This is a genomic window from Mycobacterium sp. IDUB_5 (assembly GCF_055419565.1).
Genome location: NZ_JBVAXX010000003.1, coordinates 484,301 through 499,991, shown reverse-complemented (window position 1 = coordinate 499,991; position 15,691 = coordinate 484,301). Strand labels below are relative to the sequence as shown.

Sequence of the window (15,691 nt, the reverse complement as noted above, 5' to 3'; positions counted from 1 at the left end):
AACTAGGACGACGTGTTGGGTGTCGGCAGCTTCAGCAGCTTCCGAACCAGCGTCCGCCGGTGTTCCGGCACCCGCTCGACGAGCCGATTGACCAAGCCCTGGTCGAACATCGAGGCCACCGACAAGGTCCGTAGTACCGCGACGTACACGATGATCGCCGCGGGAATCGAGACGGCCAGCGACAGGGCGGAACCCCACTGCGCGCTGATAAGATCGGCGATCGCCGCCGCCGCCAGCGCCGCGGCCGCGATAGCGCCGAGCACACGGTAGGGCGGACGGAACTTCAACTTGACTGTCACATACCAGGTTTCGAGCAGGACGACGAGTACCTGCGCCGCCCCGCGCGACCACGCCGCACCCATCAGTCCGTAACGCGGGATCAGCAGGAACCCCAGCGCGATGGTGACGACCAGGCCGAGGCCGTTGGAGATCACCAGCAGAGCCGTCTTGCCGGTGCTGTACAGCAGGTAGAGCGTGGTGACCCCCAGCGCCGAGATGGCGGCGGCGATCAGCAGCACCGCCGCAGCCGGTACCGCCTTGGCGTAATCGGCGCCGAACAGGGCCGGGATCAACACCGGTGCGACCGCGGCGAGACCGAGGCACAGCGGGACGATCACCATCGCGATCAACGCGGTGGTGGTGCGGTACAACCGCATCATGTGGTCCTGCGCGCCCATCCCGTGCTGCTCGCTGAACCGCGGCAGCAAGGCCGACAGCAGCAACGGTGGCAACTGCACCGCCATCTCGGCGATCGTCACCGCCGCGGCGAACAATCCGACGGCGGTCAATCCGCTGTAATGCTCGAGGAACACCACCTGCGTGCGGCCGAACACCAGCGTGCCGATGACCCCGACGGCCCAACTGCCCAGCGCGAACTTCCCGACCTCGCGGCGCAGGGCCGGCTCCAGCCGGGGCTTCTTGCGCAGCAGCCGATACACCCTACTCGCCGGCAGGAGACTGCCTGCGATGTAGCCCGCCAACGCTCCGGGGATTCCGAACAGCCATGCACCCGCCGCGAATGTGGAGACCTTCAACAGCGCCGACACTGCCGACAACTGGGCGACCTCGCCGAAGCGCTGCTCACCCCGCAGGTAGAACAGATAGAGATCGCCCAGCTTCCAGGTCACGAACCAGGCGGCCGCGACGACGATCACCACCACCGTCGACGTGCCCTCGAGCGCACCCTTGCCCGGCCAGAGCAGGTATCCGACCAGCACGATCCCGATCACCGTCATCGCCGCTATCGACACCCGGGTGGTGGCCCCGATCAGGCCCTCGGCCTCGTCGCCGCGCCCCTCGGCACGCAGGTTCGGGATGAAACGTTGCTGCACGACGTCGATTCCGAGCGAGGCGATCGTCGCCGCGACCGTCACACACCACACGACGTAGGCGAAGACGCCGAGCCGCTCAGGGCCCAGCAGCCGCGCCACGATCGCATTCCCGACGAAACCGGCCAACGCCACCGCGGCCCCCGACGCGAACCCGAGAAGCGTGTTCTTGGCGAAGCTCGGCGACATCAACCCTCCCCGCGGGGCAGCCGCTGCCTACCGAGGCGCGCCAGTGATTTCGCCGCGCTGGCCCACGCCAACGAACCGGGACGACCGTACCGGACTCCCGCCGCGATCGATCTCGTCACTCCGCGCAGTGAGCCGGCCCCCAACGCCGACCCCACCGCCGAGGTCAGCATGTAATCCCCCCGCACCCGCGGTGACTCCTCGGCCAGTTCGCGTACGCCCCAGTCGATGTACTCCGCGCTGCGATCGATCCCCGCCCGCGACACCGAGACGGCAGTCCACACGATGTCGACCAGCGGATCGGGCAGCTGGATGATCGGCAAGCGCGGGAACGTGCGCCGAACCTCCATCAGCCACTTGGGGTCGTCGTGAATCGACCCCTCCGCCACCGAGAGCGGAACCGACTGCGTCAACGCTCGCGGGAACAGCAGAGTCGAGGTCTGCACCATGTTGAACGCCTGCCGCTCCCGCATCTCGAACAGATAGGGCGCCACCGGTTCGAACTGGTCGAGCAGTGTGCGGGGCCCGATGATCGGTTCACCACCGTCGAGCAGACGCCGGAAGCGGCACGACATGATCCATTCGTCGCCGTCCGGGGCGGCCGCGAGCTGTCGCTCGAGCTTCTCCGGCCGCCAGATGTCGTCGTCGTCGAGCAGCGCGATGACATCGCCGCGCGCCGCCTCGACACCCAGATGCTTGGCCCGGCTGGGGCCTTGCGCACCGGCGGTCGCGATCACCCGCACCTCGTCCGCGTCCGGCAGATCGGGCACACAGTCGCGGTCCAGCACGACGACGATCTCTGCCGGCGGAACCGTCTGCCGCAGAGCCGAATCCACCGCCTGCCGAAGACTCGGCCGCCCGATGGTCGGAATGACCACACTCACCGCGTCGCCGGTCATGCCGGTTTACCGAACCGGTTCAGCACCAGAATCGCGAAGATCAAGCCGCTGATCGGAAACAGCTGCAGATTCGGCAGCAGCCCCCACACCGCCTCCGTGGACGCGGCGACGAAAAAGGCGCCCAGGTAACCGAACAGCGCGATCTGCCGACTCGGCTGTAGCGTCCGCGTGCCCAGGATCGCGATCACCAGCACCGGCGCCAGCACCGCCAGGCCGATCACTCCCGACTTCACCAACGTGTCGACGACGAGGTTGTGCCCCGTACCGACATACGCCCACGCCGCGACGTTGGCGTTGTGCTGGGCGTCGATCAGGAACCAGTTGACGCCGAGACCCACCAGCGGGGAGCTCTGCCACTGGGCCAGACTGGCCGCCCACACCGCGGCGCGATCGGTGAACGCGTGCGGATCCCACGGTAGGAACGGAAGAATCAACATGCCGGACGCCGCGGCACTGACGAACACCGTGCCGGAGAAGCGGACGTTGACCACAGATCGGATGCGGCAGACACCCCACCACAGCAACACCATCGCCGCGGCGATCACCGCGGTACGCGACGCCGACGCCAGGATCGTCGTCAACAGCACGGCACCACAGAACAGCTGCCATCGCCTGCCCGGAACCAGCGGCACAAGCGAAAATGCGACGGCGCAATACATTCCGAGCACATTGCCGTGCCCGAACGGGCCAGCCAGCTCCCAGCCGCCGATGATCGCCTTGATGGAGACGATGTTGTACATCATGTAATCGGGGACGAGCAGTCCACCGATCAACGAGTAGACGCCGATCCCGGTGACCAGGATCGGCAACCACTTCAGCCCCTCGATGGACGCACCCGTCTTCCACAGCGCGATGACGAAGAGATTGGCCAGCAGGATCTTCGGCAGGTCGGCCGGCGGCGGCAACGACGGGCTGATCAGGTAGGGCACATTGACGGCTAACAGCAGGATGAGAACGCCCCCGACCGTGCGGTCCGAGCGTCCGCGGGTCAGCAGCACCACCGCCGACGTGTAGACCAGCAGCACGGCCGAACCACCCAACCGCGCCAGATGGGCCAGCGGAACCTCTCCCGAACCACCCGACTCTTCCAGCGGCGGCAGATCGGGTGCGTGCTTGACGAACACGTGGTTGATGGCCTCGGGAACCACCACGAGGGCGATGGCGAGGATGATCAACCCGGCCAGGGCATGCCGCTCCAACCGCGGATAACGAACGCCGTCGCCCGCGATGCCCACCCCGGTCGGGGCGGGCGCGAACACGGTACGGCGCATCGACAGTGCCTGTTTACTTCTGGTGGCCGCTGAGTCGCCGATCGCCACTCGGCTTTGCGCCCCGCGCGGCCCTGCCGTTCGCCGTCACGACCACTGCACCCGTCAGCGGTGCACCCGCCCGGGTGAGCGCTGCGACAGTGCCGGCCAACTGCTTACGGGTGCTGTGGCCGTACCGCACCACGAGCAACACGCCCTCCATGAAGGGACTGAGCATCACGGCGTCTTTCACCGTCGCCGGCGGGGAGTCCACCACGACATAGTCGAAGCGCTCCCCCAGCTCGGTGAAAACCGTTCGCGCTCGCTGTGTTCCGAGGACCTCTGTCGGGTTCGCCGAGAACTCGCCTGCCGGCAGCGCGGTCACGCCGGCGAACTGCGTCTGCTGCAGGGCGTCCGACAGCTCCGCCGCCCCGGTCAGGACGGTGCCCAGACCCACCGCCCCGTTGATGCCGAGAGCATCCGCGACCCTGGGCCGGCGCAGGTCGGCATCGACGACGACCACCGAGTGGTCCGCCTCGGCCAGCGCGAGGGCGAGGTTCACGGCCACCGACGTGCGGCCCTCCCCTGACACCGAGCTGGCCGTCAGGAGCACCCGCGGGCCGGGCGCCACTTCGAGGGACTGCAGGTTGGTGCGCAACTCGCGGAACGCGTCGGCCAGCGCCGGATCGGCCTGCTCGAACGCAACGACAGGTCCCCCACCACGACCCCCGCCCGCCGGGATCTCGCCGATCACGCCGACTCCGGTGATGCCTTCGACCGACTCAGGCCGCCGAATCGCCGGGTCCAGACGGTCGCGGATCAACGCGGCCAGGATTCCGAGCAGCAGGCCGACTGCGGCCGCCACGGCCAGGATTCGCGACTTCTTCGGCGACACGGGGATTTCCGGCACACCGGCGCGCTGCTGCACCACCACCTGAGCGTTCGGCCGGGCGCCGAGATCCGGGGTTTCCAGCGCGGCCGCCATCACCACGAACTCGTCGGAGAGCGTGTTCGCGATGTCGCGGGCCCGCGTGGGTGAAGAATCCTGCACCGTGACATCGATCAGCACGGTGTCCGTCGGCGCGACCGCGGTGATCTTCTCCTGCAGCTGCGCAGCGGTCATGTCGAGCCCGAGTTTGTCGACCGTGCGCTGGGCGAGCAGACCCCCCTGCAGCAGCTGCGTGTAGGAGAGCACGCGCCGCTGAGCGAACAGACCGCCGTCGTTGGTTTGTGTATTGGTGCCGTCGGACGTCGTCGACACGAACAATCGTGTGTAAGCCACGTACTGGGGAGCCGCGAGCAACAGGTAAACGACGGCGCACGACATCGTTATCAGAACGATGCCGCAAATGATTTTCCAGCGGGTCCGCAGAATCCGCGTGAAGTCATGGACCGTCAATGGTGACCCTTCAACGCAGCGACCTTTCTTGTGTCCATCGTTCGCGCATCACCCGGTGCACCGGTGCGCATACGCTATCTCAGATCCGATGCCGCCGACGGCGTTACGACGGACGGTTGCCCAGGAATTCGCGTCACGAAAAGGTGACATGACGGCCAGGCGATATTCCGTCTAGCCCGTTGATACGCCGGTATAGTCCACCACTGCTGCCATTCCGTCACTCGATTGCGGGAAAGAAGACACGCGTGCGACGACGATCGCCTTCCCTCACCACCGCACGATTTCCGTTGCGCGGCGGTGCAATTGCCAGCGCGAAAAGCGTCGGCCCGGACGGGAAGCGGAAATGAGGAGTTCTTCGCTGTGGCGGATATTCCTGACGACGGCCCTGTGCGTGATGCCAGCAATGTCGGCAGCCATCGAGGTCCCTAACGCAGGCGCTCAACCCAGCAATACCGCAGACCCTGCATCGGTCACGTTGGCGTGGCGCACGCTCGGCGTCAGTGACGGGTTGTACCTCGGTCCGGACAGCCCCACGACCGTCACGGTGCCCGTGCCCGCGGGCCTGCAGGCCACGCGACTGCAAGGCACCATCGCGGCCCCGATGAACGTCGACGCCGGCTTCCTCGAGATCACCGACGGCAACGGCTTCCTGCTGGCCGACATCCCCCTGCCGCCGGCGGCAACGGCTCCGCCGCAGACCCCCCTCGATATCGACATCGCCGCCGCACGCGTCCGCACCTCATCGATGTCGCTGACCTTCAACCTGCGCGCGACCGACAACCGCGACGGCTTATGCGGACCCCTGCAGCAGCTCGCCCTCAGCGGCCTCGGCACCGTCTTCACCGGCGCCGAAGCCCCGGCCACCACCGTCGCGACCTTCTTTCCACCGGTGCTGGAACGGGTGAACATCTACACCCCCACAGATGCCAGCACCGCCGAACAACAGTCGGTACTCACCATGGTCTCGACGTTGACCCGGCTCTATCACTCCCAGCCGCTCGTCGTCGACGTCGTCACGCAGCCGCGCGGCACGCGACCACCACCCGCTGGGCAGTTCGGCCGCACCGTCGTCGTGGAATCCGGCGGACGGGCCGGCCTGACCATCGAAGACCCGGGCGCCGACACCGCCCGGCTCCGGGTGAGCGGTAACGGGGACGAACTGACCACCCAGGTCGGTCTGCTCGTCAATCAGTTGCAATCGTTGGTGCAGACGCCGACGGCACGCATCGACCAGGCCGGCCCCACCTCCATCCCCACCGGCGACACGCTGACCTTCGAGCAGCTGAAGATCACCGGCAAGACCGACGTGCTGCGCACCGGCACCGTCACCGTCGGCGTCGACCGCTCCGCACTCGGCATCGGCCGCGTCGACGGCGCCACCGTGCACCTGCTCGCCGACTACACCCCGGTACCGCCCGATGACGCGGCCAGCGTCATCATCCGGTCCAACGACCGGGTGCTGTATCGGGCCGCACTCGACAACAGCGGGCGCCTGGACGCGACATTCGACATCGGCGGCACAGCGTTGACGCAGTACCTCGGGCTGGACATGGCGCTGACCTACACCCCACATCAGACGTGCGGACCACTCATCGCGCCCATCACCTTCCAGGTCGATCCGCGCTCGACGCTGACGCTGCACCGGGGAGGTGTTCCCGCAGGCGGATTCACCTCTCTGCCTTCGGAATTCAGCCCCAGTTTCATGGTCGCGATGGACGGCAGCAGTCCCGCGCAACTGGTGTACGCAGCACGCACGATCAACGCCATCGCCCGGCTGACCAGTCAGCAGCTGACACCGCAGGTGGTCGACGTCAAGACCGCGGCCGACTCCCGCTCCGGCGCGCTGATCGTCGCCAAATCGGCGGCCATCGCCGACACCACGCTCGACCCGCCGATCGGCGGCGACGCCAACACGGTGGACATCGGCCTCCCCACCGAGCTCCGCGCCGACGTCGCCGACGGGCTCGGTTCGATCCAGGCGTTCGCCGATCAAGCCCGCGATCGCACGGTGGTCCTGATCAGCACCACCAACGACTGGCGGCTGGTGGATCCCCTGTTCGACTACATCGACGGACTCCAGGGCGGCTGGTCGGCATTGACCGGCGACGTCCTGGCCGCGGGTGCCGCAGGCGTCCCGACGAACGTCACCGTCCGCGCGGTCGGCGACAACGGATCCGACGCCCAGGCTGTGACCTCCGGCGAGCAGAAGGGCTGGGTACCCCTGGCCATCGCTGCGGGCGTCCTCGTGCTCGTTGTCGCCGTCATCGCGGCGCTGCTGGCGCGCCGTCGCCGAGCCAAGACGGGTGTTTGAGCCGAGACGTACGCTGGTACAAGGCTTTCATGGGCGCGACAGATTCGGGGGGCGCCGCCACAGCACCGGACTAGGGGACCGATGACCGATCAGCTCACTGCCGCGGCCGCCGGAGTCGGTCTGGTTCCCTCTTTCCAACAGGTGGTGTCGCTACCCGACGGAGCCGTGGTCGGGTACGAGGCGCTGGCGCGGTGGCCCGCACTCAATGGTCTTGGCCCACTGGAGGTCTTTGCCCACGCCGAATTGACCGGCCAACTCGACACTCTTGATCACCAGTGCATCCACACCGCGGCCAGCAGAGCCCTCAACGGCACGTCGAGCCCGGGCATGCTGCTGCTGATCAACTGTGAGCCCACGACCGCGACGATCGAGGTGCAGTCCACTGACGCGCTGGCCACTGCGGCGTCCTCCTTCGATCTGGTCTTCGAGTTCACCGAGCGCGGGTTGCTGACCGATCCCCGTGCGCTGCTCAACAAAGTGGCCGCGCTACGCCACCACGGCTTCAAGATCGCAATGGACGATCTCGGTGCACACACCGATTCACTCGCGCTCCTCGACATCCTGGAACCGGAGTTCCTCAAGCTCGACCTCAACCTGGTGCAAGGCCAACCCGACCGCACGCAGGCACGCACCATCGCGGGCGTCATCGCCCACCACGAACGCACCGGCGCCGTGATCGTCGCCGAGGGCATCGAAACCGAGGAGCACCTCGAACAGGCACTGGCCTACGGAGCGACCCTCGGTCAGGGTTACCGCTTCGGCCGGCCCGGGCCGCTGTCTCATCCCCCAGAGCCTTTTTTCGGGCCGGTCCCCAGCACGACCGTGCCCCTGCCCGACAAACGTTCGACCGTCGAGTTGGTGCACGACCGCATGAGACTCCGCACCGTCCGTCGAGAGACCTTGCATCAACTGTCCCGCCACATCGAACGCCTGGCGACCACTGCCGAGAGCCCCCCGATGGTGCTCTCGACGGTGCAGGACAAAGGCAACCTGACCACCGCGACCATGGGGATCTACAACGAGATCGCCCGACGTGCGCCCCTGGTGGCGCTGTTCGGGCGCGACGTACCGACCAGTCTCGGCAACGGGATTCGCGGCGTCCATCTCGCCGACGACGATCCGCTGCTCGACGAGTGGACCGTCCTGGTGCTCGGCCCGGATATCGCCGCCGGGCTGATCGCCCGCGAGCTCACCGGCCCGAACAACCGGCCCGGCGAGCGGCGCTTCGAAATGGCCATCACGTTCAACCGGTCGATCGTCGCGCTGGGCGCCCGCAACCTGCTTAGCCGGCTGTCCGCCTAGGCGCGACAGTGGGCCGGGTTCCACAGAACCCAGCCCCGCGCTGAGCGAGGCGACTAGGGCTCCATCACCCGAAAGACGTTCCGGCGCGGAGGATTTTGGCCCGATACATCGCCGCGTCCGCGTCGCGCAGAATGTCCTCGACGGTGCGCTCGTCCTCCGCCGACAGCTCGGTGACTCCGATGCTGACGCTGACCCTGCGAAGCCTGCCACCGATGTGAATAGGTTCTGCGAACTCGCCATGCATGCGTTCGGTCAGCGCTTCCAACGCCGGACGGTCCAGAGATCCGTACAGCAACACCACGAATTCGTCGCCGCTGAGGCGGCCGACGAAATCGCTGTCCCGCACACTGTTCCGCAGTCGCCGCGCAGTTTCCCGAAGTGCCCGGTCGCCGGCTTGATGGCCCAGGTCATCGTTGACGGCTTTGAGGTTGTCGAGATCGACGAACAGCACCGCCGCCGGTGACTGGGCGTCCGTCGTCGCGGCCTGCACGAGCCTCAACTCGATCTGAGCCCGGTTGGGTAGCCCCGTCAGCGGGTCGTGATGTGCCTGGTACGCAAGGTGGGCTTTGGCATTGTGCTCTGCAGTGATGTCGGCGAACGACACGAGCAGCGCCGAGGTTTCCGCATCATCCGGGTCGAGCAGACAGCAGTTGACCGACAACCACGCACGTGAGCCGTCCGCCCGTCCGATTCCGACGACCATGTTCTCCAGCGGTGCGTTGGCGAACATCAGCTTGACGGAACCCAGCTCGTTGTCGCCGATCTTGACGCCCCGGCGATTGAACACCGGGAACGTGAGCGCGCCGCTGGTGTAGTCGGCAACCAGTTCGTCATTGGCCAACCGCAAGATCCGACGGGCGGCCGGGTTGATCGACTGGGGTTTTCCACGTCGATCGAGGACGACGACTCCGTCATGCAGGGACCGCACAACGGACTCGAAGTGAACCTCTGCCCGGCGCTGCGCGGTGTAGTCAGAACACAGCACCACGTAACCCTCGCCCATCGGAGTGACCGACAGCCGGACGTTGACCGGAGAGCCGTCTGCCGAGCGGTGCGTGGCGTGCACGACCCCGCCGCCGGCGACGATGCCGGCCAGGTCGACATCGCCGTCGACAGCTTCATTGAGCGGCAGGCCGAGAGCACGCTCGACGGGACGTTGATAGATCGTCGCTGCAGCCGCATTCCAGCTGGCGACGACGCCGTCTGCCGTCGTGGCGATGATGGCGTCACTGACATGGTTCACCAACGCCGCCTGGTAGCGCAGCGTCGCCTCAGCGGCCTTCTGCGCGGTCAGGTCGCGGAAGATGACCTGGTAAGCGGGTTCGCCATTCCAGCTCGTCAACACCGATACCGCCTCAACCTCCAGCGGGCTGCCGTCGAGACGCCGAAGAACGGCTTCTGAGGCCGGTGAGCTGTCGCCTTCTGCCGACAGCGCGAGAATCCGCGTCAGCATCGCGCCGATCGAGTCGGGCTGGACGAAATCAGTGATCGGCCGCCCCACCAATTGCTCGGCGCTGTGCGCCCCGAACCCTCGCACCCCAGCCGGGTTGACGTAGACCACGCGACCATCGGAATGCACGCACATCGGATCGGGGCTGACGTCGACCAGCCGCCGGTAACGCTCTTCCGCCGTGTCGACGTGGCGTCCGCAGTTGCTCCCCGCGCTCGATTCCGACGTTGTACTCACTCTCCCCACGACAGTCCGTTTGCTGCGCAATCACATTCAGCAACTATGGCAGCAGCTGTCACGAAACGCGTTACTCCTGAGTATGGCCGCGACCTGGCCTTTGGGCTAGTGCTCCGCCGCCAATTGGGGACTAATCGAGTCAAGGCCCCCCCGGGGCACCACGACCACGAAGGGAATCACATGAACAGTGCACATATGGGCATCGCAGGAATCGGGGCTGTCACCGGCTACGGCTGGGGCAGGGACATGTTGTGGAACGGGCTGGCCAGCGGGAAGCCGGCCGCCACGCTGTACCCAGGGTTCGGGCCTGGCGAGAACGACGACGCCTGGTTGGCCCGGGTCCGCGACGAGGGCGATCCCCGCGACGGCCTGAGCCGCTTCGCCCAGGCGATGCGCGCCGCGGCGCGCGAAGCCATCACCGACGCCCGCCGCCGCGGCTGGGCACCCGGGCCCAGGGTGGGCCTGTTGCACGCGGTCGTGATCGCCGAGGTCGAGGGCTGGCGCGCGTTCTATCTGGAGGACCACGCCAACCGTCGGATCCGCGACTACCTGGCGTTGATGCCGTCCACCCCGGTGTCGATGTTGATGCAGGAGTACGGGTTTCACGGCCCTGCGATGAACGTGTCGGCGATGTGCGCGTCGGGCAACGCCGCGCTCATCACTGCGAAGATGTGGTTGGACACCGGCATGGTCGACGACGTCGTGTTCGTCTCGACCGACCTGTCGTTGACACCGGAAAATGTCGAGCACTTCGTCCGACTCGGCGTGGGTGTCGTCGACACCGACCCGCTCGACGCCTGCCGTCCGTTCCAGCAAGGCAGCCGGGGGTTCCCGGCCGGCGAGGCCGCCGTGTCCTTCGTAATGTCCCGGCGAAGTGCCGCGCCCTACGTACACGTGCTCGGGGGCGCGATGACTCACGACGCCTTCCACCTCACGTCGGTGGATCCGTCCCGGACCGAGGTGGACCGCTGCGTGCTCGACGCGTTGGCGTCCTCAAGGGTCGATGCAACCGATATCGCTTACCTGAACGCGCACGGACCCGGCACCCAGCAGTGCGACACGGTCGAGGCGGCTGTCCTCGACGAGGTCCTCGGCGGCGCCGCCCAGATCTATTCGGTCAAGCCCCTGACGGGGCACTGCCAGGGCGCCGCGGCTGCCGTCGAGGTCGCCGCGGCGGCACTGGGCTACGCCGAGGAACAGGTACCCGCCCCGCCGACCGTCGCACCCGGCCATCCCCGACTGCTCGACGGCCTCACCCCGATGCGGTCCGGGCTGACCCTGAAGACCTCGCTGGGCATGGGAGGACACAACGCGGCCGTCGTCCTCGCCCCTGTTGCATGAGGATGCCTGCAGCGCCCACCGGTAGGCTGACTGACGTGCCGCTACCGCCTGATCCCAGCCCCGCGCTGCAGTCCTACGCCCACCCCGAACGGCTCGTGACCGCCGACTGGTTGTCGGGCAATCTCGGTCGGCCGGGCCTGGCCATCGTCGAATCCGACGAGGACGTGCTGCTCTACGACACCGGCCACATCCCCGGCGCGGTGAAGATCGACTGGCACACCGACCTCAACGATGCGACCGTGCGCGACTACATCACCGGCGAGCAGTTCGCCGACCTGATGAACCGCAAGGGCATCTCCCGCGACGACACCGTGGTGATCTACGGCGACAAGAGCAACTGGTGGGCGGCCTACGCCCTGTGGGTGTTCACGTTGTTCGGCCACCCCGACGTGCGGCTGCTCGACGGCGGCCGCTCGCTGTGGATCGGCGACCACCGCGACACCACGCTCGACGTGCCGGACAAACAGACCACCGGCTACCCCGTCGTCGAACGCAACGACGCCCCCATCCGCGCGTACAAAGACGATGTCCTGGCTGCGCTGGGTAAGGAGCCGCTGATCGACGTGCGCTCCCCGCAGGAGTACACCGGCGAGCGCACCCACATGCCCGACTACCCCGAAGAGGGTGCGCTGCGCGGCGGTCACATCCCGACCGCGGTGTCGGTCCCGTGGGGCAAGGCCGCCCAGGACAACGGGAAGTTCCGCAGCCGAGCCGAACTCGACGAGCTCTACGGGTTCCTGCCGGACGGCGGGCCCACGATCGCCTACTGCCGCATCGGCGAGCGCTCGAGCCACACCTGGTTCGTGCTGACCCACCTGCTGGGCCGCGAGGGCGTGCGCAACTACGACGGTTCGTGGACCGAGTGGGGCAATGCCGTGCGGGTGCCGGTGGCGGTCGGGGAAGAGCCCGGCGAGGCGCCGTGAGTCGCGAGCGGACGATGCAGCTATGAGCATGCCGGCAGCGCTGGCCGAGGTGGTCTCCGACTTCCAGGAGGTCGAAGGCCAGGACAAGCTCGCCATGCTGTTGGAGTTCGCGAACGAACTTCCCGAGCTCCCGTCGACTTTGGAAGAAGCGGCGATGGAACCGGTGCCGGAGTGCCAGTCCCCCCTGTTCCTGCACGTCGACGCTGACGACCGCGACCACGTGCGCCTGTACTTCAGCGCTCCCGCAGAAGCGCCCACCACGCGAGGGTTCGCCGCGATTCTGGCCGCGGGCCTGGATGGACAGTCCGCCGACGACATCCTCGCCGTGCCCGACGACTTCTACGCCGACCTCGGGCTCGGGGCGCTCATCAGTCCGCTGCGGCTGCGCGGCATGTCGGCGATGCTCACCCGCATCAAGCGCCGCCTCGCGAGTTGACGGGCGATAATCCGCTAGCCGCATTCTCAGCAAATCCGGATTACAAACTAACGGTGTGGTAAATAGATAGAGCCCCGTGCCGGATGTCCTTCCCTGGCTGCAGTCGGGCGCAGGTCTGGGACGGGGGTCCACACCATGGGTGCACATTCGGCGATGCGCAAGAATCGGCGGCGCTGCCAGCCTTACGCGTGGCTTGGCGCCGGAGCAGTCGCGTTCGGCGTCGGTGCCGCCGCCCTGGCGGGAGCCGGTGTCGCCAACGCCGACGATGCCTCGTCGTCATCGTCGGACAACGACAACGCCCGTGTCGGTTCGCCGCGTACGTCCACTGAATCGCATCGCGGCGACCGCCAGATCAGAAGCAAGCGCTCGGTCGATGACAAACAATCCGGCACCGGAACGCGCCGAACCGTCAGAGTCACCAACCCCGAGAGCGCCGAGCGTGTGACGCGGCGTGTTCCCCCGCCCGACTCCGACGGCCCCCTCGACAAGCCCGTGGTGTCGGCCATCCTCGCGGCAGTCCGCCGAAACGTCGACGACAAGACAGCCAATACCGTTGCCACACAGGCTCTGTCGGCGGGAGCGACCAACACGGCGCCGACTTTCACGACGGATGTCCAAGCACCTGACCCCACCACCGGCGCGGTTCGCGTCGTCATGACGGCTGATGACCCAGACGGCGAGCCGGCGGGCTTCTTCGGCAGCAGCTCCACACCGACCGGAACGATCGAGTGGGTCCCCGAAATGATCGTGTCCGGCTCGACATCGTCAGCGTCCTTCATCTACACGCCGAATGCTGCCGCCCGCCACGCAGCAGCCACCCTCGGCGGGCCCACCTCGGCGACCATAGCCATCGAAGTCCAGGACAACTATGGCGGACGAACCCAGGGCTCGGTCACCGTCCCGATCGCGCCGTTCAACACCGCACCGGTGATCACGAACACCACCCCTCGCTCGCCCAACTCCCGAGGAGCCGTCTCCGGCACCGTCGAGGTCCATGATGCAGACGGCGACACCGTCGTCTACAGCGCGTCGCTCGCAGGCAAGGGCACCGTCAGCATCAACCCGAAGACAGGCGCGTACACCTACACACCGTTGGCCACGGCACGCCATGCCGCGTCGTCGAGCACCGCCCCGGGAGCCGACAGGGCCGACATGTTCATGGTGACCGTCGACGATCGACACGGCGGCCTGACCACGCAGATCATCACGGTCGCCGTCAGTCCGACCAACCGCGCGCCGAAAATCAAGGTGACCGTCAAGAACCCCGACAAATCGACCGGCGTGGTGACCGGAACCGCCAGTGGCTCCGACTCCGACAAAGACACCCTGGCGTTCAGCGTGACCGGGGCGACCAAGGGCACAGTGACCCTCGATGCCGCAACAGGCACGTTCATCTACACACCGACGATCACCGCACGGCGGGCCGCCGGCGCGCCCGGGGCCGGCAAGGCCGTCAGAACCGACACGCTCACGCTGACCGTCAGTGACGGGCACGGCGGAGTCGCGACGAAGACAGTCACAGTCACCATCGCGCCGCTCACCGGCAACACCCCACCCATCCTTGGCGCCGTCAACGTCGGCCAGCCGGATGCCATCAGCGGCGTGCTGTCCGGCTCGGTCGGCGCTTCCGACGGTGAAGGCGATCCGCTCACCTTCACGCTCGGGTCGGGGCCGGCGAGAGGCGTGGTGTCCGTGGGCACCGACGGCTCCTTCACCTACACGCCCACCGCCTCGCAACGCCCCACCACCGGCGGCCTCACCGACACCTTCACCGTGGTCGTCTCAGATGGGACGTTGTCGACGGTCGCGACGGTCTCGGTGCCCGTCGCGCCCATCCCGGATCACCTCGACGCCGGACAGTGGCTGCAACCGAACCAATACATCCTGTCGCACAACGGCCGCTACAAGCTGGTCATGCAAGGCGACGGCAATCTCGTCGAATACGACAACCAAACCAACGCCGCACTCTGGTCCTCCGGAACGAACGGACGGGCGGGATTGCGCGCGGCAATGCAGGGCGACGGAAACTTCGTCCTCTACACCCCGGCACCACAGACCGGGGTGTGGAGCACGAAGACCAACGGTTACCCCGGCGCCCGGATCGTACTGCAAGACGACGGCAATCTTGTTGTCTACCAAGGATCTACGGCTCTATGGGATCGCCACGCGGGCCGTCTGAACCCCGGAGGCGGCGGGGGCAATCCCGGCTCCGGTGGCGTCCGCGGCGACGACTATCCGGCCAGCCTCAAAAACGCCGCGTTGGACAGCAAGGTCGATCCGTGGGGGTTCTACAACCGCGAGTGCACCTCGTTCGTGGCGTGGCGCCTCAATTCGGTCAATGGCGCTGCCTTCACCAACACCATGCGCGGGGGCCGCTGGGGCAACGCAACGAACTGGGCCGCGAATGCGCGGGCGCTCGGTTACACCGTGAACAGCACGCCCGCCGTCGGGTCCGTCGGCTGGCTGAGCAGTGGTCACGTCGCGTGGGTCGCCGCCGTGAACGGCGACAGCCTGGTGATCGAGGAGTACAACTACGGCTACACCGGCGTGTACAAGACCCGAACGGTGAGTCGCAGCTACTTCAACGGCTACATCCACATCAAGGATCTGTGAGCTGCTGCAGGTGAAATTG

Annotated in this window: 11 protein-coding genes; 6 read left to right on the top strand and 5 right to left on the bottom strand. The window is 67.2% G+C overall.

Going from position 1 to position 15,691, the window contains the following annotated elements:
- Positions 1-2: 2 nt before the first annotated feature.
- The 4 genes from ACZY1G_RS11670 to ACZY1G_RS11655 are packed head-to-tail and all read right to left on the bottom strand — an operon-like array spanning position 3 to position 5,059.
- Positions 3-1,517, bottom strand: coding sequence for an oligosaccharide flippase family protein (locus ACZY1G_RS11670; protein ID WP_463822449.1), 1,515 nt, complete (start codon positions 1,515-1,517; stop codon positions 3-5).
- Positions 1,517-2,413, bottom strand: a complete 897-nt coding sequence (locus ACZY1G_RS11665; RefSeq protein ID WP_463814421.1) for a glycosyltransferase family 2 protein — start codon at positions 2,411-2,413, stop codon at positions 1,517-1,519. The genes ACZY1G_RS11670 and ACZY1G_RS11665 overlap by 1 nt, the downstream gene beginning before the upstream one ends.
- On the bottom strand, positions 2,410-3,684 hold the full coding sequence (locus ACZY1G_RS11660) for an O-antigen ligase family protein (protein WP_463822448.1): 1,275 nt from the start codon (positions 3,682-3,684) through the stop codon (positions 2,410-2,412). The genes ACZY1G_RS11665 and ACZY1G_RS11660 overlap by 4 nt, the downstream gene beginning before the upstream one ends.
- A gap of 13 nt (positions 3,685-3,697) precedes the next feature.
- Positions 3,698-5,059 (bottom strand): tyrosine-protein kinase domain-containing protein, encoded by a 1,362-nt coding sequence (locus tag ACZY1G_RS11655; protein WP_463822447.1) that lies wholly within the window; start codon positions 5,057-5,059, stop codon positions 3,698-3,700.
- A 343-nt stretch (positions 5,060-5,402) separates the two neighbouring features.
- On the opposite strand from ACZY1G_RS11655, the gene ACZY1G_RS11650 reads away from it, so the two are divergent.
- Positions 5,403-7,370, top strand: coding sequence for a hypothetical protein (locus ACZY1G_RS11650; protein ID WP_463822446.1), 1,968 nt, complete (start codon positions 5,403-5,405; stop codon positions 7,368-7,370).
- Between the two features lie 81 nt (positions 7,371-7,451).
- Complete coding sequence (locus tag ACZY1G_RS11645) at positions 7,452-8,672, top strand: sensor domain-containing phosphodiesterase (protein WP_463814417.1); 1,221 nt, start codon at positions 7,452-7,454, stop codon at positions 8,670-8,672.
- Positions 8,673-8,736: 64 nt separating this feature from the next.
- On the opposite strand, the gene ACZY1G_RS11640 is transcribed toward ACZY1G_RS11645, so the two are convergent.
- Positions 8,737-10,359, bottom strand: a complete 1,623-nt coding sequence (locus tag ACZY1G_RS11640; protein WP_463822445.1) for a diguanylate cyclase domain-containing protein — start codon at positions 10,357-10,359, stop codon at positions 8,737-8,739.
- A gap of 180 nt (positions 10,360-10,539) precedes the next feature.
- On the opposite strand from ACZY1G_RS11640, the gene ACZY1G_RS11635 reads away from it, so the two are divergent.
- From ACZY1G_RS11635 to ACZY1G_RS11620, 4 genes are all read left to right on the top strand, one after another.
- On the top strand, positions 10,540-11,700 hold the full coding sequence (locus ACZY1G_RS11635) for a beta-ketoacyl synthase N-terminal-like domain-containing protein (RefSeq protein WP_463822444.1): 1,161 nt from the start codon (positions 10,540-10,542) through the stop codon (positions 11,698-11,700).
- A 35-nt stretch (positions 11,701-11,735) separates the two neighbouring features.
- A complete protein-coding gene (locus ACZY1G_RS11630) occupies positions 11,736-12,623 on the top strand; it encodes a sulfurtransferase (protein WP_463822443.1) in 888 nt (295 codons plus the stop codon).
- 22 nt (positions 12,624-12,645) lie between these two features.
- Complete coding sequence (locus ACZY1G_RS11625) at positions 12,646-13,059, top strand: SufE family protein (protein ID WP_463814412.1); 414 nt, start codon at positions 12,646-12,648, stop codon at positions 13,057-13,059.
- Positions 13,060-13,194: 135 nt separating this feature from the next.
- Positions 13,195-15,672 (top strand): Ig-like domain-containing protein, encoded by a 2,478-nt coding sequence (locus tag ACZY1G_RS11620; RefSeq protein WP_463822442.1) that lies wholly within the window; start codon positions 13,195-13,197, stop codon positions 15,670-15,672.
- Positions 15,673-15,691: the final 19 nt, after the last annotated feature.